Consider the following 19,175-nt stretch of genomic DNA (forward strand, 5'->3'; position numbering starts at 1 on the left):
GCCAGACGCAGCAGGACCGGACGGGGTTGCGCTCCCCTAAGCGCCATTCACGCCCGGCAAGATTATCCCTTTGGGCCAAGCCCTAACTAAAACAGGATTACTCATGTCCTTTGCTTCCCTCGGTCTCTCCGAGGCTTTAGTCCGCGCCATCGAGGCAGCGGGCTATACCGAGCCTACTCCGGTGCAACAGCGGGCCATTCCCGCCGTGTTGCAAGGTCGCGACCTGATGGTCGCGGCTCAGACAGGTACTGGTAAAACCGGCGGTTTCGCCCTCCCGATCCTGGAGCGGTTGTTTCCCAACGGTCACCCGGACAAATCCCAACGTCACGGCCCGCGCCAACCGCGTGTACTGGTCCTGACCCCAACCCGCGAACTCGCCGCCCAAGTGCACGACAGCTTCAAGCTGTATGCCCGCGACTTGAAGTTTGTCAGCGCCTGCATCTTCGGCGGCGTCGGCATGAACCCACAGGTTCAGGCCATGTCCCGTGGCGTCGATGTACTGGTAGCCTGCCCAGGTCGTTTGCTCGACCTGTGCGGCCAAGGCAGCGTCGATTTGTCCCACGTGGAAATCCTCGTGCTGGACGAAGCCGACCGCATGCTCGACATGGGCTTTGTCCATGACGTGAAAAAGGTCCTCGCCCGCCTGCCGGCCAAACGTCAGAACCTGCTGTTTTCGGCAACGTTCTCCCAGGACATCACCGCCCTGGCTGGCAAGCTGCTGCACAACCCCGAGCGCATCGAAGTCACGCCACCGAACACCACGGTCGAGCGTATCGAGCAACGCGTGTTCCGCCTGGCAGCCAGCCACAAGCGCTCGCTGCTGGCGCACCTGATCACCCACGGTGCCTGGGAACAGGTGCTGGTGTTCACTCGCACCAAGCACGGCGCCAACCGCCTGGCCGAGTACCTGGACAAGCACGGTCTCACCGCCGTCGCCATCCACGGCAACAAGAGCCAGAACGCGCGCACCAAAGCCCTGGCCGACTTCAAGGCCGGTACCGTGCGTATCCTGGTCGCTACCGATATCGCCGCACGTGGCCTGGATATCGACCAATTGCCACACGTGGTCAACTTCGAGCTGCCAAACGTCGATGAAGACTATGTGCACCGTATCGGCCGTACCGGCCGTGCCGGTCGTTCGGGCGAGGCCATTTCGTTGGTCGCGCCGGATGAAGAAAAGCTGCTGAAAAGCATCGAACGCATGACCAAGCAGAAAATCGCCGATGGCGACCTGATGGGCTTCGATGCCAGCGCCGTGGAGGCCGAGAAGCCAGAAGCGCGCGAGCGTCCGGATGTGCGCAACCCTCGCAACCCACGCGGCCCCAAAGGCGATGGCCCGAACGGCGGCGGTGGTGGCGGTGGTCGTCGCGACAAAGGCAAGGACAAGGGCAAGGAAAAATCCGCGACCAGCAGCCGTGGCGAACGCCCGGCCCGTGAGCAGAAGCCCCGTGAAGGTACCCCGGCCCGCGAACAGCGCCAGCCGAGCCAGCCACCACGCGCCGCGGCCGACCGTGCCCCGGACGAGTTCCTTGACGACGATATCGATAACTTCGGTAACCGCGTCGACTACGTACCCCAGGCCAAACCAGCCCAGGGCCGTGGCCGTCGTCCAGGGGCTCCGGCCCAGGGCGCAGGCGCTCCACGTAGCGGCCAGCCACAGGGCGGTCGCCAGAACGCCCCGCGCAACAGCAGCGGCGGCACCACCGGTACCCCGCCTGCCAAGCGCAGCGGCCCGCGTAATGGCGCACCGCGTGACGGCCAGGCCCGTCGCGAAGACTCGCGCAGCAACAACCGCCGCCCGGCCCGTGACGATCAGCCTCGCTCGTCCGAGCCTGCGGTACAAAACCCGCGCGGTGGCCCGGCGCCGAAGATCATCCACAAGGAGTCGAAAGCAGATCGCTTCCCGACACCTGAGCAGTTGGACCAACTGCCAGGCCGTCCTCGTGGTGAGAAACCAGCGCTGCTGACTCGCAACCGCGAGGCATAAAAAAAACCCGTATCGCGAGATACGGGTTTTTTTTGCCTGTAGGAGCGAGCTAGCTCGCGAAGGTCGTCAACGATAACGCGGGCATCCCGGTTTAACGCGGTGCACTTGCGGCCTTCGCGAGCAAGCTCGCTCCTACATACGAAGCATTACTTCGCTTTCACACCTTCAAAGGTGATGTACAGCTCAACAGCGTCGGACTGTGGGCCTACGTCCATGCCAGCCGGGAAGAACTCTTTGCGGCTGATCGAGGTGGTGCCTTCAAAGCCGGCACGGTAGCCGCCCCATGGATCCTTGCCTTCGCCAAGGAACGTGGCCTTGACCACAACAGGCTTGGTCACGCCGTGGAAGGTCAGGTCGCCAGTTACATCGGCAGTCTGCTTGCCATCAGCGTTCTTGCCGGTTGGCTTGACGCTGGTGGAGACGAACTTGGCATCAGGGAATTTGCTCGCATCCAGGAAGTCCTTGCTGGTGACGTGCTTGTCGCGCTCGGCGTGGTTGGAGAACACGCTGGCGGTGCGAACATTCACTTCCACCTTGGCGTCTTCAGGCTTGGCAGCGTCAAAGCTGAACTTGCCGTCCAGGTCCTTGAAGGTGCCGGTGATGTAGCTGTAGCCCAGGTGGCTGATTTTGAAATCGACGAAGGCGTGCTGGCCTTCCTTGTCGATCACATAGTCAGCGGCCATCGCCGAACCTGCGGACAGCAGTGCAGAACCGATTGCCAGCGCAGCGAGTGTTTTTTTCAACATGCTTTCTATTCCTTGTGAGTCGAGGTTGAACATCAGGCTTTGCGTCCCAGCATTCGCGTAAGGGTCGCATCACGATCGATAAAATGGTGTTTCAGTGCCGCCACGCCGTGCAAGCCGGCGAAGACCACCAACACCCAGGCCAGGTACAGGTGTACCCAACCCGCGGTATCTGCCTGGTCCGGTAGACCGGAAACCACGGCAGGAATTTCAAACAGGCCAAACACCGGGATACCGACACCGTCTGCGGTGGAAATCAGGTAACCGGCAATCATCACGGCAAACAGCCCAACATAAAGGAACGCGTGCCCAAATGCGGCACCGATCCGCGTCATGCGGCTATAGCTGGCCAGCGGTGGCGGCGGCGGGCTGACCAGGCGCCAGACGATCCGCACCAGCATGATGGCGAACAGCGTGATGCCAATGCTCTTGTGCAAGTCGGGCGCATCTTTGCGCCAAGCGCTGTAGTAATCGAGACCGACCATCCACAGGCCCAAGGCAAACAAACCGAACACCACCAGGGCTACGCCCCAGTGCAGAACCATGCTGACCCAACCATAGCGGGCCGGCGAATTACGTAGCTGCATGTACTTAATCCCGTAAGAACTGTGCCCAAGACTAGCGCTTTACCTATCGAATTAAAGCGGAAAATTTTGCTTTGAAATATCGAGAAATACGATAAAGAGGCTAGGCATCATAAATTAACAAGGGATTAAGACTATCCCTGGGAAACGTGACAGACCGTCCTGCATTTACTGCCAATTTCCGCACAATGGCTTGTGAGCCACGCCACCATTGCATAGGCTTGCGCGATTGTTTCGCCTGCGCCCGCCGCAGGACCGCTTCGAGGAGATCACCGATGGGCTTGAACAACCAGTGGATGCAACGCGACCTCGCGGTGCTGTGGCATCCCTGCACCCAGATGAAAGACCACCAGCAATTGCCGCTGGTGCCCATCAAGCGCGGTGAAGGCGTATGGCTGGAAGACTTCGAAGGCAAGCGCTATCTCGACGCCGTCAGTTCCTGGTGGGTCAACGTATTCGGCCATGCCAACCCGCGTATCAATCAGCGCATCAAGGACCAGGTCGATCAACTGGAGCACGTGATTCTCGCCGGCTTCAGCCATCAGCCGGTGATCGAGCTGTCCGAGCGCCTGGTCGCAATGACGCCCGAAGGGCTGACCCGCTGCTTCTACGCCGACAACGGTTCGTCCTGCATCGAAGTGGCGCTGAAGATGAGCTTTCACTACTGGCTCAACCGCGGCCAGCCGAACAAAAAGCGCTTCGTCACCCTCACCAACAGCTACCACGGCGAAACCATCGCCGCGATGTCGGTGGGCGACGTGCCGCTGTTTACCGAGACCTACAAGGCGCTGCTGCTCGACACGATCAAGGTGCCGAGCCCGGACTGCTACCTGCGCCCTGAAGGCATGAGCTGGGAAGAACATTCGCGCACCATGTTTCTGGCCATGGAACAGACCCTGGCCGAGCACCACGACACCGTTGCCGCCGTGATTGTCGAGCCGCTGATCCAGGGCGCCGGAGGCATGCGCATGTACCACCCGGTGTACCTCAAGCTGCTGCGCGAAGCCTGCGACCGCTATAGCGTGCACTTGATCCACGACGAGATCGCCGTGGGCTTTGGCCGCACCGGCAGTATGTTTGCCTGTGAACAAGCCGGCATCCGCCCGGACTTCCTGTGCTTGTCCAAGGCCCTCACCGGCGGTTACCTGCCGCTGGCCGCGGTGGTTACCACGGAAGAGGTCTACAGCGCGTTCTACGATGACTACCCCACCCTGCGTGCCTTCCTGCACTCCCACAGCTACACCGGCAACCCGCTGGCCTGTGCGGCGGCGTTGGCAACGCTGGATATCTTTGAAGAAGACAACGTCATCGAGAACAACAAGGCCTTGGCCCAGCGCATGGCCACCGCCACCGCGCACTTGGTGGACCACCCTCACGTATCCGAAGTGCGCCAGACCGGCATGGTGCTGGCCATCGAGATGGTGCAGGACAAAGCCACCAAAGCCGCCTACCCATGGCAGGAGCGCCGTGGCCTGAAGGTCTTCGAGCACGCGTTGGAACGTGGTGCGTTGTTGCGGCCGTTGGGCAGCGTGGTGTATTTCCTGCCGCCGTATGTGATTACACCCGAACAGATCGACTTTCTGGCCGAAGTGGCCAGCGAAGGCATCGATATCGCCACTAACAGCAAGGTCAGTGTGGCGGTGCCGAAAGACTTCCACCCAGGCTTCCGAGACCCGGGTTGATTGCCCAAATCCTTGTAGGAGCGAGCTTGCTCGCGAAGGTATTCCAGGCGCACCGCTGCGTCGGATGTACATTTTTCGCGAGCAAGAACTAGGCGTCCCCCTCGCTCCTACGTAAACAACCTCTTCAGAGAACAGAAATGAGACTGTCCCGCTTTTTCACCGACGCCCCGCTGAGCCTCGGTGACCACGAATTGCCCGAAGCCCAGGCGCATTACATCAGCCGCGTGCTGCGCATGGGTGAAGGCGATGCCGTGCAATTGTTCGACGGCTCCGGCCAGGAGTTTCGTGGCACCTTGCTGGAAGTCGGTAAAAAACGCGTCACCGTGCAACTCACGGAAAGCTTTGCCGGCCAGGCCGAATCTCCCCTGCACATTCACCTCGGCCAGGGCCTGTCCCGGGGCGAGCGCATGGATTGGGCGATCCAGAAGGCCACTGAACTGGGCGTCAACGCGATCACACCGATCTTCAGCGACCGCTGCGAAGTGCGCCTCAAGGACGAACGCGCCGACAAACGCTTGCTGCACTGGCGCCAGGTGGCAATCAGCGCGTGCGAGCAATGTGGGCGTTCGACGGTGCCGGTGATACACCCACCGCTCTTGCTGGCCGACTGGCTCAAGCAAACCGAGGCGGATTTGAAGCTGGTGCTGCACCCGGTGGCAGAGCCGATGATCAGCCACACCAAGCCATCGAGCCTGGCGTTTTTGATCGGCCCCGAGGGTGGGCTGACGGACAACGAAGTCGAAACGGCCCAAAGTGCAGGCTTCCACGCCGCCCGCCTCGGCCCGCGGGTATTGCGTACCGAAACCGCGCCTGTCGTCGCGCTGGCAGTCGCCCAGCAATTGTGGGGCGACTTCTAACCTCACCCTGTAAACCCAATCAACTGTGGAGCAGGCAAGCCAGCTCCCACAGTTTGATCGGGTTAGCACTTGCTCATTCCACCGGGTCACTCACCGGCTTGGCGATGATCGCCTTCAACTCGCTGGTCATCGGGAACTCCAGGTTCAAGCCCTTGGGCGGAATCGGCTGCTCGAACCAGCGCTGGTAAATCTCGTTGATTTCCCCCGAGCGGTACAGGTCGCCCAGGGTTTCGTTGACCACCGCGAGGAACTGCGGGTCATCCTTGCGCACCATGCAGCTGTAGATCTCCCGCGACTGTCCCTTGCCTACCACCACCCAATGATGCGGGTCCCTGGCCTTGGCGCGCTCGCCGTAAAGCAGGGCGTCATCCATATAGAACGCTACCGCCCGGCCGGTTTCGAGCATCTTGAACGCTTCGCCATGATCTCTGGCGCTGATCACGAACATATTGCTCTGATGCTCGGCGTTATAGCGTTTGAGAAACCGCTCGTTGGTAGTGCCGGCGGTAGTCACTACGTGCTTGCCCTTGAGGTCAGAAAAGCCATTGATGCCACTGTCCTTGGCCGTCAATAACTGCCCTTTCACATAGATAAACCCATAGGAAAACGCCACCTGCTTCTGTCGCTCGGCTGTCACCCCAGTGGAGCCACACTCCAGGTCGACGGTGCCGTTCTGCACCAATGGAATGCGGGTCTGGGACGTCACCAGGCGATACTTCACCCGCAACTTCGGCAGGCCGGTTTTTTCCCGAAGGCGCTCGATGATCCTGTGCGTGAGGTCCACCGAATAGCCCATTGGCCTGCCGCTCTGATCGCCTATATACGAGAACGGCACTGACGCATCGCGATAGCCGACAGAAATTTGTTGGGTGGTGGTGATTTTTTTCAAGGTTGCGCTGAAGTCGTCCGCCAGCGCCAGATGCCCTCCCAGCACCAGCGAAACGAAAGCACATGCCTTGAAAACGCGATAGGCAACCACTTTTCCTGGCATCAGGCGGTACCACTGGCCACGGGCCGGGCTGCCGTTCGAGCCGGTGTCACGCCTATCCAGACATCATTATTCATCGTTGTACGCTCCGCTAATTAGCGATCAGGCCGCCCTGGGAAGAAATACATGGGCGTCGATCGAGGTGGGCCGTTCGGCAATCATTTCAGCCAACAACTGGCCACTGGCACACGCAAGCGTGAAACCGAGGGCGCCGTGCCCGAGGTTGAGCCACAGATTGCGATAAGAACTGGCGCCAATCAGTGGCAGGCCCGTGGGCGTCGCTGGCCGCATACCTGCCCATTCAACCGCAGCGTCGTAATTTCCGGCCATCGGAAATGTCTGGCGGGCCAAGCGTTTTACGACCGCCAGACGCTTAGGCTCTGGTGAGCTGTTGAAGCCGACCATGTCGACCATCGCGGCGATACGCAACTGCTCGCCGATTCGGGCATAAACAGTCCTGCGATCGTAATCCGTCACGCTGATCTTCGGCGCACAGTGATGTTCGCCGATGGGCACACTGAGGCTGTAGCCCTTGAGGGGGTAAAGCGGTAAACGCATCCCCGGCAACCCCAGGCTCGAACTGTTATGGCCTGCCGCCAGAATGAGGTTCTCTACAGGCAGAACTTCATCTTCAAGCTCCACCGCCACGACCGTACCAAATGCCTCATGAATACGTTGCACCTTGCGTCCGTACACAATGCGGCAACGTCCCGACGCCTCCAATTCCCCGCCTAGCAGTTGGCAGAAGGCATGGCAATCGGCGACTTCTTCGGTAGGGTTGTAAATACCTCCGATAAAGGTGCCCTCCATCAGCGAAGGCTCAAGCTTGCGGCAGTCTTCGGCCGATAGCACCTGTTGCTGGAGGGGGTCTGTCAGTTTGCGCCGCGCCTCTGCGAAGCTGTCTTCGGAGCGGAAGGTCAGCAGTTTTCCATTGCGTTTCCAGTTGAAGCCCTCCAGATGGTCCTCTACCCGCCAACGGTTCAACACGTCCTGGCTCATCGACGCCAGGCGAAGCAAATGCGCGGAGTTGGTGCGGTTGACAGAGGTGCGGCATGCCCCGATGAACGAGGCGAGCCAGCGCCATTGCGACGAGTCAAGTCGAGGCCGCAGCTTCAGCGGCGACTCAGAACGCAACAGAAAGCCCAGCGCCTTGAGTGGAACACCTGCGTCGGCAAGGGGAGTGACATAGCGATAGGACAGTTGGCCACCGTTCGCGTAGCTGGTGGCACTGCCCAACTTTTTTTGCGCTTCGACCAGGGTGACTTCCATGCCTGCACGCACACATGCATAGGCACTCGCCAAGCCAATGACGCCGCCGCCGATGATACATACTCGCCTTGCCATATTGACACCTCACATGGATTGAAACGAATTCCAGAGTAGGTTCCAGTGACAAAAGTTGAACAATGAATAAAGGTAAGCGACCCATAAGTTGAGGTTATGAACTTTCATGCGCTTGCGACATATAGAAATCTTCCAGGCCATCCGGCAGACGGGCTCCATCAGCGCCGCCGCGCAGTTGCTTCATGTCTCGCAACCCGCGGTAACCAAGGTATTGCAACACGCCGAATTGCAACTGGGCTTTCCTCTGTTTCTAAGGGTGCGCGGCAAATTGCAGCCCACCTCGGAAGCTCTGGCCCTGGAAAGTGAAGTAGAGAAAGTGACGACGAGCCTGCAGGGGGTGCAGCGGCTGGCCAAGAGCTTGCGCCATACGCCGGAGCAAAGTGTGCGCATTGGGGCGATCCCCGCGCTGGCGCAGTCACTGCTGCCTCCCTCCATTCTGGAGTGGAAGCGCAGCTACCCGGACATCGCCTGCGAGCTGTCCAGCGACCATAGCCGCGAGCTCGTGCAGCAGTTACTGATGCGTGAAATCGACCTGGCGTTGACCCTCAATTTCTCCGGCCACCCGGGCCTCACCACCCAGATACTGGCGAACGGAGCGCTGGTGGCGTTGGCCTCAAAAGGCTACTGGCCTGAATCTGAATCACACAAGGCACTGCCGTTGGCCGACCTGGCAAGTACGTCGCTGATCGGCCTTTCCAGCGCCGATCCGTTGGCTGCAAAGCTCGACAACTATCTGGAAAACGTCAGCCCACCGCCACAAATAAGCATTTGCGTACAAACCTATTCCCTGGCCAGGGCGATGGTCGAATCGGGCGCGGGCATAACGGTCATCGACCCCTTCACCGCCCTCAGTGCCTCCACGGCGACCGTGTGTATCCGTACGCTCACGCCACCCCTGCCGATTACCCTGTACGCCTTGACCCGCGCCCACGAACCGCCGCCGCATATGTTGGCCGACCTGCTGCAGATTTTCGGCACCCGGGCGCGGGAGTTGCTGGACCTCCCGCAGGTCAGAGCACGTAATGCATGATCGCCACGAAATGCAGCAGGCTGCCGCCGATCACAAACAAATGCCAGATGCCATGGGAATGGCGCAAGCGATCCTCCAGAGCAAAAAAGATAATGCCTACGGTGTACAGCACTCCGCCTGACGCCAACCAGATAAAACCGGCCGTGCCCAGCGCCGCCATCAGTGGTTTGACCGCCACCAGTACGATCCAGCCCATCACGGCGTAGATCACGATGGACAGAATCCGCGCCTCCGAGCGCGGCTTGATCTCCTGCAGGATGCCGATCACCGCCAGCCCCCAGACAATCCCGAACAGCGTCCAGCCCCACGGCCCGCGCAGGGTCACCAGGCAGAATGGCGTGTAGCTGCCGGCGATCAACAGGTAAATGGAAAAGTGATCGACCTTCTGCATGATCGCTTTTCGCCGGCCCCGCACGCTGTGGTACACCGTTGACGCGCTGTACAGCACCATCAGGGTAAAACCATAAATCGCCACGCTGACGATCTTCCAGGGGCTGCCGTCCAGGCTCGCCACCACCAACATCCACACGGCGCCAATACAGGCCGCGACTGCACCGAGCAAATGGCTCCAGGCGTTGAATCGTTCCCCGTGGTACATCTGTCACTGACCTCCCGTAACCCTCAAGAACAGGCGGACAAGCGTCCTGCCTTGCGCATCAGAGTGCAAGCGGCACGTGACGTTCCGGCGACGACAGCCGCGTTTACGGGCACAATCGAGTGCAATCGAACAAGAGCCCAAGGCCATGCTGATCGACGAAGAATTCACCCTCAAGAAGCTGGAGATCTTCCTGGCGTTCATGCGCACCGGCAACCTGGCCCGCGCGGCCGCCGAGCTGCAAACCAGCAATGTCAGCGTGCACCGCGCCATTCACTCCCTGGAAAGTGCCCTGCGCTGCCCGCTGTTCAAACACGAGGGGCGCAACCTCACCCCGCTGGAAAGCGCCTACGTACTCGAAGAACGCGCGCAGAAACTGGTGGCCGACGTGGTCGACAGCGTGCGCCTGACCCGCGAAGCCGCCGGGTTCTCGGCCGAACGCTTCAAGCTCGGCTCGCTGTATTCGCTGACGGTCAAAACCGTGCCGCAACTGATCATGGGCCTGAAAATCCGGCGCAGCGAACTGAATATCGACCTGATCCTGGGCTCCAACTTCGACCTGCTCTACAAGCTCAAGAACATGGAGGTGGACGCGATCCTCATCTCCCTCGACGAACACGCCCACGACCCCGACTGCGAGCAGATCGCGCTGTTCAGCGATGACATCTTCCTCGCCACCCCGGCCGATTCACCCTTGGACCGCAATCAGGAAATCGACCTGGCCGACGTGCGCGATGCCACCTTCATCACCCTCACCCAGGGCTTCGCCACGCATCAGGACGGCAACCGAGTGTTCCATCAGGCAGGGTTCGAACCGAAGGTGGCGATGCAGGTGAACGATATCTTCACCTTGCTGAGCATGGTCAGTTCAGGGGTGGGTTATGCGCTGCTGCCTGGGCGGATCGCGGCGGTGTATGAGAACCGCGTGAAGCTGATACCGCTGCAGCCCAGGTATCGGTTGCAGCAGCAGATCGGTGTGGTGTTCCTGAAAGCCAAGGAGCGTGACCCAAACTTGCTGGCGTTGTTGGCGGAGTGTCGGATGTATGCCAATCGCCAGGTTTGAGACCGCCATCGCAGGCAAGCCAGCTCCCACAGCGGACCGAGATCACCTGTGGGAGCTGGCTTGCCTGCGATGAGGCCCGACCTGTCAGCCCACCAACCCACGCATCAACAAAAACAACAACGAAGGCCCCAGCAAGCACCCCAGCGCCGTATAGAACGCCGCCGTCAAACACCCATAAGGCACCAGCTTCGGATCTGTCGCCGCCAAGCCGCCCGCCACGCCGCTGGAGGTGCCCATCAAGCCACCGAAGATCACCGCGCTACGTGGGTTGTTCAGCCCGATCAGCGGCGCCACGAACGGCGTCATCACCATCACCAAAATGGCCTTGATCAACCCTGCGGCAATGGACAGCGCCATCACCTCGGAGCTGGCCCCAATCGCCGCGCCAGTCACCGGGCCGACGATATAGGTCACGGCCCCGGCGCCGATGGTGGTGAGGCTTACCGCATCGGTGTACCCGAACGCCATCGCCACTCCTACACCGGCAACGAACGACGAGCCCACGCCGACAAACAGCGCCAGCACACCCACGAAGCCGGCGCGTTTCAACTCATCGACACTCACGCCAAACGCCGTGGCGACAATGGCAAAGTCCCGCAACATCGCACCACCGAGCAGGCCGATGCCCGACAACAGTGGAATATCCACCACGCCCTTGGAACCACCGGTAAACGCACCGCCCACATACGACAGCGCCAACCCCAGCAGAATGGCAATGGCCGAACCATGCAGGCGGCCCTTGGTGAAGGTATCGGAGATCCAATAGGACACCCACATGATCAGGCCGATCACGGCAAAACCACTGATCAAGCCGTAGCCGGTAATCACTTTCATCATCGATTCGTACATGGCGATCACCCGGCTTCTTTGGTGGGAACAGGAGCAACCGGCTCGCGGTTACCGATACGCACCAGCACCGGCACCAGCGCAAAGCCAAGCACCACGGCGAGAGTGCCGGCCAGAATCGCCATAGGCCCACCGCTGATGGCGCCATACACGTTTTGCTGGGCAGCCATCGCCACCACAATCGGGATATAGATCGCGGCCCAGAAACTCACGCCTTGCTCTGACTTGCCGGTAAACAAGCCGCGTTTGCTCAGGTAGCTGCCCAGGCCGATCAACAGCAGCATGGCAATACCCACCCCGCCGACGTTGGCCGGAATACCCAACAGCTTGCCCAGCAGTTCACCCACAAACAGCCCTGCCAACGTGCAGAACGCCAAAAAAGCCACACCGTAGATAATCATGTTGTTGTCCTCAAAGTGCTCGTTCGAAATTGTTGTTTTTGTGCTTCGAAAGCCTTGGGTATTGCGTTATCGGTGGCGGCGTTCCTCCTCTTGCAGCAGGGCCTGCAAGGTGTCCAGGCGGGCGCCTTCGCAGGCGATCACCGTGCCTTGTTCAAAAACACGGCGTGACAGACCGGTGAGCACCGCACCCGGAGGCAGTTCGATCTGCAGCCGCACACCGCGCTCGTAGGCGCTTTGCACAGTGCCGCGCCAATCGACGACGCGGCACATGTTGAAGGCCAGGTCGTCACGCAGTTGTTCGGGGTTGTGGATAGGTCGCGCGCGGGTGCTGCTCAGGTAAGTGATGCGCGGCGCCTTGAGTGGGACGAAGGCTTGGAACAGTGCCTGGGCGGGTTGCTCCAGCAACGGGCAATGGGACGGCACGCTGACGGCCAGGCGCTTGGCGACGCCGTTGCCTTTGATGCGCTCGGCAACCCGCTTCATCGCCTCGTTGCTGCCGGCGATGACGGTCTGGTTATCGGCATTGATATTGGCCAGGTACACCGGCGTTTGCACGCTGTGGATATCCGCCAGCAGCGCTTCGACACTGGACAGATCAGGGCCGATCAGCGCCGTCATGCCATAGCCCTGTGGATAAGCCTGCTGCATCAGTTCGCCACGCAGGCTGACCAGTTTTATCGCATCAGCAAAGCCCAGGGACCCGGCGATCACCGCAGCTGGGTAGGCGCCGATGGACAGGCCCGCCACGTAATCCGGCGTGCACGCCAATTGCCGCGCATGGGCCACACCGGCGATCAACAGGCACAGCTGCACAGCCCGCGTCGACTCAAGCGCCTGCGCCGAATCGAGCAGACGAACGTCTTCACCCAGGGCATCACTGGCCTCTTGCACAATGTCGGCCGGCAACGCCTGGAGCATGCCGCTGCGTTGGGCGCCCTGCCCCGGAAACACCAAAAGGCTGCTCATGCCACGGCCTGCCAAGGGTCGAGTACAAGGTGCGCACCGCTGACGGTTTTGAGCAGTACACGGTGTGAGGGGCCGGCCCATTCGCGCAAGGCGACGGCGCCGAAAGGGGTTTGCAGTTGCAGATCGACGGCGCAGGGCGCAGTGTCCAGGATCGCCAACAGCGCTCGTGCCTCCCTACGATCCAGATGCTTGGGCGTACACAGAATCAAATCCAAGTCACTGTTGGCATGCAGCGCTTCAATGCCACTGGCCAATTCAAACCCGGCACTGCCGCTGACGCCCCAGTCTTGCTGCGCCAGCACCGGCCGCAGTTGATCGAGGGCCCGCAGCGCCGGTAAATCCCGTGCGGAGGGTACGTCTCGCAAATCCTGCGGCACCACCCGCCGATGCACCGCCGCCACAGGCATCCGGGCGGCAAAACGCTGCTCACGCACACGCCCACGCACCCCGACCGCCACATGGCCCGGCTCGGCGATGGCGCGCCGCACCACCACCGGATGCCCGGCACGGATCGCCTCCCGCACCCAGGCCGGAGCATCCGCAGGCAGATGCGCCAGGGTCATGCCCCAGAGCAAGTCGTGGGCGTTCACCATTGCTCCCGCAACAGTTGGCGCACGTGGCTGGAGGCAGCACGGTTGGTGGCGCCGAGGCGTGAACTCAAGTCGGTGCTGCCGATATCCTTGACCGCCTGCACCAGGCAATCGCTGACCCGCGCCACGTCATCCGCCGTGGGTTGTTCAATCTGGGTGACTGTCAGCGTCTCCCACAGCAAACCCAGGCTTGCATAGCTGTCGATGTCATAGGCCATCGGCGGCACGCTGGCAGCCAGGGTTTCCAATTCTTCGACGCTGCGCAAGGTCACCCGGGCGGCCGAGGCTTTGCCCATGGCATGCACCATCACGCCTGGGTCGCGCAGGGCAATCAGGCGATTGGCCTGGTAGCCGTGAGCGAGGAACGCGCCCGACATGGCCTTGCCCACCAGCAGGGCGATCACCGGGTGGCCGGCAAGCCGGGCGCGAGCGTAGCTGTCAGCAGCGGCGGCCAGGGCCTGATGAATGCCCAGGGCTTCTTCGCGGCGGCCATAGGCTTGGCTGGGTACGTCGACGATAGCGATGATGGGCCGCTTGTCACCCCGGGCGATGGCTTCGTCCACCGCCTTGGCCAAGCCCCAGCCTTCCAGCAGGCCGACTTCACCATTGCGGGCGCGGGGGAAGCGGTTGTGCGGGTCGGGAACCACGGCGATATAGCGTACCGCCTGTTCACCCAATACTCCGTCCGCTACTTTCAATGAGCCCGGCAAACCTTCGACCGGCGTTGCGTTGGCGCTCAATGCGTTGAACCACTGCAAGCCTCTCATGAGCGTTCTCCCTGATACAGCGCGCGAACCGCCGCCGGCTCGATCTGCGCCGTGGTGTCCAGTTCGGCCAGGCGCGCCAGGTAGAAATCAGCGCGCCGGCTGCGAGGTTGTGAGGGCACACCTTGCTGCAACAGTGTGCTGACGGTCTGCTGGATCTGCGCGATATCGTCCGCCACATAACGGTCGGCCAAGCCGCTGTTGAAGCGTTGCTCGCCACCGGTAAGGCTCCAGATAAAGGGGCGGTCGCGGGAATCGTATTCCTCCAGGCCCGCCTCCTGTTCGATCACTTGCGGGCCATTCAAGCCCAGGCGTGCTTCGCGAGTGACCACCAGGTAGCTGCACAAGCCAGCCGCGATGGACATGCCCCCAAAGCAACCGACACTGCCGGCCACCACGCCGATCACTGGCTGGTACTGACGCAGGTCGACAATCGCCGCGTGAATCTCGGCAATGGCGGCCAGGCCCAGGTTGGCTTCCTGCAAGCGCACGCCACCCGTTTCCAGCAGTAGCACCGCGCAGGTGGGGATGCCGTTGCGGTTGTCTTCGGCGGCCAGCTCCAAGGCGCCCGCGATTTTCGCACCGCCAACTTCACCCAGGCTGCCGCCCTGGAAATTACCTTCGATCGCGGCAATCACCACAGGCTTGGCGCCGATGCTGCCCTTGGCGATCACCACCCCGTCATCGGCCTGTGGCACCACGCCTTGGCGGCTGAGCCACGGCGACATGACCCGCTGGAACGGGTCGATCAACTCGCGGAAGGTACCCGCATCCAACAGCGCCTTGGCGCGCTGCCGGGCACCGAGCTCCACAAAGCTGTGTTTGGCAAGTAAGTCAGTCATGGCCTACCTCCTCGAAACCTTGCTCCAGGCGCAAGCGCACTACGCCGGGCGTGGCACCGAAGTCGTGGATATCAATGTTCAGGGCCGGCGGCGTCTGCTCCTGGAAGATGCGTTCGAACAGGTGCTGCCAGCGTTGCTGCGCGCCATTGACTGAGGTTTGCACCTGAATGGTCAGGGTGCCGGGCGTGCCCGGCTCCAGCAGCACTTCCAGGTCGCCCGAGCCGACGCAACCCACCAACGCACGGCCTTTGGGCGGCTGCCCGGCGGGGAATTCAAAGGATAGGGTTTGCATCACAACGCTCCGTCGAGGCGATCGATAAACAGGCAGGCGGCCAACAGGTCGGCGGCGCCACCGGGGGAGGCATTCAAGGCCAGCAGTTGCAGGTCCAGCTCATGCAATTGACGGCGTCCGGCCAGGGTTGCGCTGCCACCGGCGTCGAGCACGGCCTGGGCGCCCTGTTGCATAGCGGCCAAGCCTTCGGTACCGGCGCGGTAGAGCACGCAGGTGTCTGCCAGGTCCGTCATGATCGCCAGCAAGGCATCCAGGCGAGCGTTCTGCTCACCGGCGTATGCGCGGCGGCTCTTGTGCAGTTGCGGCAGGCCGCGTTGGGTCACCGAGGGGAAGCCGAGTTGCGCTTCTTCACGGGCACCGCGTGCGCCGTAGCGCTGGGCAACCTGGGCGCCATGGCTCATGGGCTGCGGTGCGTAGCGGTCGTTGAGCAGCGCCAGTTTGGCGGCGGTCAGGGTTACGGCACGGGGCTCCAGGGCCGCCGCAGCAGTGAGCAAGCCCAGCGCCCAGATCGCACCGCGATGGGTGTTCACGCCCTGGGTGGTGGCGAGCATGGCCTGCTCGCCTTCCCGGCCAATACGCCCGAGCGCTTCGCGCAACGGCAGGCCGACTTCGCCGATGTCGAGCGCAGCCTCGGCCATTTCCTTGAACATCGGCCACAGTGACAGCGCCGAAGCGTGCATCAGCCCCAGGTGCAAATCGCTGTGGGCGCCGTTGCCGCGCCGGTCTACCAAGGCGGGTTTGGGCGACAAATCCGCTTCGTCGATCAGCGCATCGACCGCCATATCCGCCAGACGATCGGCCAGGCTCAGTTCATGCTGTTTGAGCGCGCGCATTTACCAGCTCCTGAATTTGGCGGGCGGGTTGTACAGGCCACCGGACCACTCCACCAGGTCGGCCACGCTCTTGGCGGCCAACAACTCGCGGGTGGCGTCGGTGCGGCGAATACCCAAGTCTTCGGGCAAGGCAATCAAGCCTTCGCGACGCATGCGCGCGGTGTCCTTGGGGTTGTGGCGCAGGCCGATGGCAGTCACCCCGGCGACGGCGGCGATCATCGCCTGGCGTTCCTCCAGGGAGCGCGCCTTGTACAGGTAGGCGATGCCTTCTTCGGTGAGCAAGTGGGTAACGTCGTCGCCGTAGATCATGATCGGCGCCAGAGGCATGCCGCTTTTGCGTGCCACTTCCACCGCGTCCAGGGTGTCGACGAAGGTGGGTTTGCCGCCCTCCTGGAAGGTCTCGACCATCTGTACTACGAGTTTTTTGCCGCGTTCAAGCAGGGCTTCTGGCGCATCGTCGTGGCGCATATCCAACCAGGCCGGCGTGCCATGGCGGCGGCCGCGTGGGTCGTGGCCCATGTTCGGCGCACCACCAAACCCGGCGAGGCGGCCACGGGTCACGGTGCTGGAATGCCCGTCGCCATCCACTTGCAGGGTGGCGCCGATAAACAGGTCCACGGCGTATTGGCCGGCGAGCTGGCAGAACATGCGGTTGGAGCGCATCGAGCCATCGCGGCCGGTGAAGAACACATCCGGGCGTGCGGCGATGTAGTTTTCCATACCCAGTTCGGTGCCGAAGCAATGCACACTTTCCACCCAGCCGCTTTCAATCGCCGGAATCAGCGTGGGGTGTGGGTTGAGGGTCCAGTTGCGGCAGATCTTGCCTTTCAGACCCAGGGATTCGCCGTAGGTGGGCAAGATCAATTCGATGGCGGCGGTGTTGAAGCCGATGCCATGGTTGAGCGATTGCACATTGTGTTTTTCGTAGATGCCACGGATCGCCATCATCGCCATCAGCACATGCACCGGCTTGATATGGCGTGGGTCGCGGGTGAACAGCGGCTCGATGTAGAACGGCTTGTCAGCCACCACCACGAAATCCACCCAACTGGCGGGAATGTCGACACGGGGCAAGTCGGTGACGTCATCCACCAACTGGTTGACCTGCACGATGACGATGCCATCGCTGAAGGCGGCGGGCTCGATCAACGCCGGGGTGTCTTCGGTGCTGGCGCCGGTGTAGATATTGCCAGCGCGGTCAGCCATGAAACCGGCCGAGAGCACCACGTTGGGGATCAGGTCCACCACCAGCCGTGCGTAGAGTTCGATATAGGTGTGGATCGCGCCGATTTCCAGCAGGCCGTCTTCCAGCAACTGACTGATGCGCAGGGATTGGGTGCCGGCGAAGGAAAAGTCGAGCTTGCGGGCGATGCCCTTTTCAAACAGGTCCAGGTGCTCGGAACGGCCCACGCTGGGCATGATCATGTGCAAATCGTGGAGCTTGCCCGGGTCGGCCTTGGCCAGGGAGCGCGAGAGGAAGTCAGCCTGCTTCTGGTTGTTGCCCTCCAGCACCACGCGGTCGCCGGGGAGGATCAAGGCTTCAAGCGCCTCGACGATCTTGTCACTGGGCAACACCGCCCCGTCTGCGTATTTCTTGACCAGCCCGAGCCGCCGCTGCTTCTCGTCGCGCCGCCGCGTCCAGCGCGAGTCGGGGGTGATGGTTGTTGTCATGGTCGCTCCACGGGGTTTGCTGTCGTGGGCTGTACCTTAGGAGCGAATGTGGAGAGGCATCAATCAAGCTGGGTGCTGGATCGTTACGGCTGGAGTAACGGTGCAGCGCCACGCCTGCGGTAATACAGCGATGTGCTCACTATCGAGCAAGCCACCAGACTATTTAACGTCAGTATCCAACCCGGTGCCTTGGACCATACCGAGGCAAGCGTCCCTACATAAAGCACCAAGAGCACAACAAGTATGAGAAATAGACCCAGTCCGACCGACTCTCCCCATTTAGCGAATTTGTTACGGCACTCAAGCAGCACAATGCTCAAAAAGGTGAACAAGAAGGTGATAAGCATGATTCCGAGCGCATGATCAGTTGCCACTATGCGGCCAGAGAGCTTCGAAATAAGGAAAAGAAAAATCATGGACAGAGAGGACAGCCATAACCAAACAAAGGCGTAATCAAGAATGTTGAACAACGCCCGTTTGAACTTCAACGCCTCGACCGCATTCGGCTCCGCCACGAGTGCAACAGCCAGCAGACCGGACCCCAGCCCTCCAAGGGTCATGATGATGAAGTTGTTTAAAACGTTAGTTGTGTCTTCGGGAACACCGATCAACTGGATAAGCAGTAGGATAATCACTGCACCTACAGTGGAAATCATGGCCCCCCATAGCGCACCACGCCCCTCAGCCAATGACCTGACTGCGGACGCTGTTGCGGTCACTGTCAGGACCCATAAGATCAAAGCGCCGGTAACCATGTTGTAGAGAAATGAAAAACTGTTGCCTACTGCGCCAAGAAATTCCATCACGCCCACATCACTCCATCCCTAAAACTGAATCCTCCTTATCGGCCGTAGCACATAAAGCTTGATGTGGGAGCTGGCTTGCCTGCGATGGCGGACTGTCAGTCAACATCTCAGTAGCTGACCTACCGCCATCGCAGCATAGGTATCTACACAATTTTGGTGCGACGCTGAACCTGTGGCGAGGGAGCTTGCTCCCGTGACAGCCTGACAGCCGGCGCTGATCTATCTGACGCACCGCAATCCAACTGTGGGAGCGGGCTTGCTCGCGAAGGCGGCCTGACAGGCGACACAGTT

Annotated in this window: 20 protein-coding genes; 5 read left to right on the forward strand and 15 right to left on the reverse strand. The window is 61.2% G+C overall.

What is annotated here, in order from left to right:
* The first annotated feature begins 103 nt into the window (after window positions 1-103).
* Window positions 104-1,987 carry a DEAD/DEAH box helicase gene (locus tag QK296_RS10695; protein WP_003194998.1) on the forward strand — a complete coding sequence of 628 codons (1,884 nt, stop codon included), beginning with the start codon at window positions 104-106 and terminating at the stop codon, window positions 1,985-1,987.
* Between the two features lie 146 nt (window positions 1,988-2,133).
* Here the strand turns inward: QK296_RS10695 and QK296_RS10700 are convergent, their stop codons facing one another.
* Entirely contained in the window at window positions 2,134-2,733 is a 600-nt protein-coding gene (locus QK296_RS10700) for a YceI family protein (protein WP_282390898.1), read from the reverse strand.
* 32 nt (window positions 2,734-2,765) lie between these two features.
* Window positions 2,766-3,317 carry a cytochrome b gene (locus tag QK296_RS10705; protein WP_034116206.1) on the reverse strand — a complete coding sequence of 184 codons (552 nt, stop codon included), beginning with the start codon at window positions 3,315-3,317 and terminating at the stop codon, window positions 2,766-2,768.
* A gap of 272 nt (window positions 3,318-3,589) precedes the next feature.
* Between QK296_RS10705 and QK296_RS10710 the strand changes: the two genes are divergently transcribed.
* Together QK296_RS10710 and QK296_RS10715 are read left to right on the forward strand one after the other, a co-directional pair.
* A complete protein-coding gene (locus tag QK296_RS10710; protein WP_094773908.1) occupies window positions 3,590-4,996 on the forward strand; it encodes an adenosylmethionine--8-amino-7-oxononanoate transaminase in 1,407 nt (468 codons plus the stop codon).
* Between the two features lie 137 nt (window positions 4,997-5,133).
* Window positions 5,134-5,853, forward strand: coding sequence for a 16S rRNA (uracil(1498)-N(3))-methyltransferase (locus tag QK296_RS10715; protein ID WP_137204168.1), 720 nt, complete (start codon window positions 5,134-5,136; stop codon window positions 5,851-5,853).
* Window positions 5,854-5,926: 73 nt separating this feature from the next.
* Here QK296_RS10715 and QK296_RS10720 read toward each other — a convergent pair whose 3' ends face one another.
* Complete coding sequence (locus QK296_RS10720; RefSeq protein ID WP_282390899.1) at window positions 5,927-6,844, reverse strand: transporter substrate-binding domain-containing protein; 918 nt, start codon at window positions 6,842-6,844, stop codon at window positions 5,927-5,929.
* Between the two features lie 99 nt (window positions 6,845-6,943).
* On the reverse strand, window positions 6,944-8,185 hold the full coding sequence (locus tag QK296_RS10725; RefSeq protein WP_003195011.1) for a D-amino acid dehydrogenase: 1,242 nt from the start codon (window positions 8,183-8,185) through the stop codon (window positions 6,944-6,946).
* 106 nt (window positions 8,186-8,291) lie between these two features.
* Here QK296_RS10725 and QK296_RS10730 point away from each other — a divergent pair, with 106 nt between their 5' ends.
* Window positions 8,292-9,215 (forward strand): LysR substrate-binding domain-containing protein, encoded by a 924-nt coding sequence (locus QK296_RS10730; protein WP_034133974.1) that lies wholly within the window; start codon window positions 8,292-8,294, stop codon window positions 9,213-9,215.
* Here QK296_RS10730 and QK296_RS10735 read toward each other — a convergent pair.
* Window positions 9,196-9,813, reverse strand: a complete 618-nt coding sequence (locus QK296_RS10735; protein WP_003195019.1) for a hemolysin III family protein — start codon at window positions 9,811-9,813, stop codon at window positions 9,196-9,198. The genes QK296_RS10730 and QK296_RS10735 overlap by 20 nt on opposite strands.
* A 145-nt stretch (window positions 9,814-9,958) precedes the next feature.
* On the opposite strand from QK296_RS10735, the gene QK296_RS10740 reads away from it, so the two are divergent.
* Window positions 9,959-10,873 carry a LysR substrate-binding domain-containing protein gene (locus QK296_RS10740; protein ID WP_003195021.1) on the forward strand — a complete coding sequence of 305 codons (915 nt, stop codon included), beginning with the start codon at window positions 9,959-9,961 and terminating at the stop codon, window positions 10,871-10,873.
* 84 nt (window positions 10,874-10,957) lie between these two features.
* On the opposite strand, the gene madM is transcribed toward QK296_RS10740, so the two are convergent.
* From madM to QK296_RS10790, 10 genes are all read right to left on the reverse strand, one after another.
* Window positions 10,958-11,722, reverse strand: coding sequence for a malonate transporter subunit MadM (madM, locus tag QK296_RS10745; RefSeq protein ID WP_282390900.1), 765 nt, complete (start codon window positions 11,720-11,722; stop codon window positions 10,958-10,960).
* Between the two features lie 5 nt (window positions 11,723-11,727).
* Entirely contained in the window at window positions 11,728-12,120 is a 393-nt protein-coding gene (madL, locus tag QK296_RS10750) for a malonate transporter subunit MadL (protein WP_003195024.1), read from the reverse strand.
* 66 nt (window positions 12,121-12,186) lie between these two features.
* Window positions 12,187-13,086: a malonate decarboxylase subunit epsilon gene (mdcH, locus tag QK296_RS10755; RefSeq protein ID WP_003195026.1), complete on the reverse strand. Its 900-nt coding sequence runs from the start codon at window positions 13,084-13,086 to the stop codon at window positions 12,187-12,189.
* A complete protein-coding gene (locus QK296_RS10760) occupies window positions 13,083-13,679 on the reverse strand; it encodes a malonate decarboxylase holo-ACP synthase (protein WP_034133975.1) in 597 nt (198 codons plus the stop codon). Before QK296_RS10760 ends, mdcH begins: the two co-directional genes overlap by 4 nt.
* Window positions 13,673-14,443: a biotin-independent malonate decarboxylase subunit gamma gene (mdcE, locus tag QK296_RS10765; protein ID WP_034133976.1), complete on the reverse strand. Its 771-nt coding sequence runs from the start codon at window positions 14,441-14,443 to the stop codon at window positions 13,673-13,675. The genes QK296_RS10760 and mdcE overlap by 7 nt, the downstream gene beginning before the upstream one ends.
* Window positions 14,440-15,282, reverse strand: coding sequence for a biotin-independent malonate decarboxylase subunit beta (locus QK296_RS10770; protein ID WP_034133977.1), 843 nt, complete (start codon window positions 15,280-15,282; stop codon window positions 14,440-14,442). The genes mdcE and QK296_RS10770 overlap by 4 nt, the downstream gene beginning before the upstream one ends.
* Window positions 15,275-15,574, reverse strand: coding sequence for a malonate decarboxylase subunit delta (locus QK296_RS10775; RefSeq protein ID WP_003195035.1), 300 nt, complete (start codon window positions 15,572-15,574; stop codon window positions 15,275-15,277). Before QK296_RS10775 ends, QK296_RS10770 begins: the two co-directional genes overlap by 8 nt.
* Window positions 15,574-16,407 carry a triphosphoribosyl-dephospho-CoA synthase gene (locus QK296_RS10780; RefSeq protein WP_169855684.1) on the reverse strand — a complete coding sequence of 278 codons (834 nt, stop codon included), beginning with the start codon at window positions 16,405-16,407 and terminating at the stop codon, window positions 15,574-15,576. The genes QK296_RS10775 and QK296_RS10780 overlap by 1 nt, the downstream gene beginning before the upstream one ends.
* Entirely contained in the window at window positions 16,408-18,078 is a 1,671-nt protein-coding gene (gene mdcA / locus QK296_RS10785; protein WP_003195038.1) for a malonate decarboxylase subunit alpha, read from the reverse strand.
* A gap of 83 nt (window positions 18,079-18,161) precedes the next feature.
* Window positions 18,162-18,890, reverse strand: a complete 729-nt coding sequence (locus QK296_RS10790) for a hypothetical protein (RefSeq protein WP_137204164.1) — start codon at window positions 18,888-18,890, stop codon at window positions 18,162-18,164.
* Window positions 18,891-19,175: the final 285 nt, after the last annotated feature.

The organism is Pseudomonas sp. AL10 (genome assembly GCF_029960685.1).
GTDB lineage: Bacteria > Pseudomonadota > Gammaproteobacteria > Pseudomonadales > Pseudomonadaceae > Aquipseudomonas > Aquipseudomonas lactis.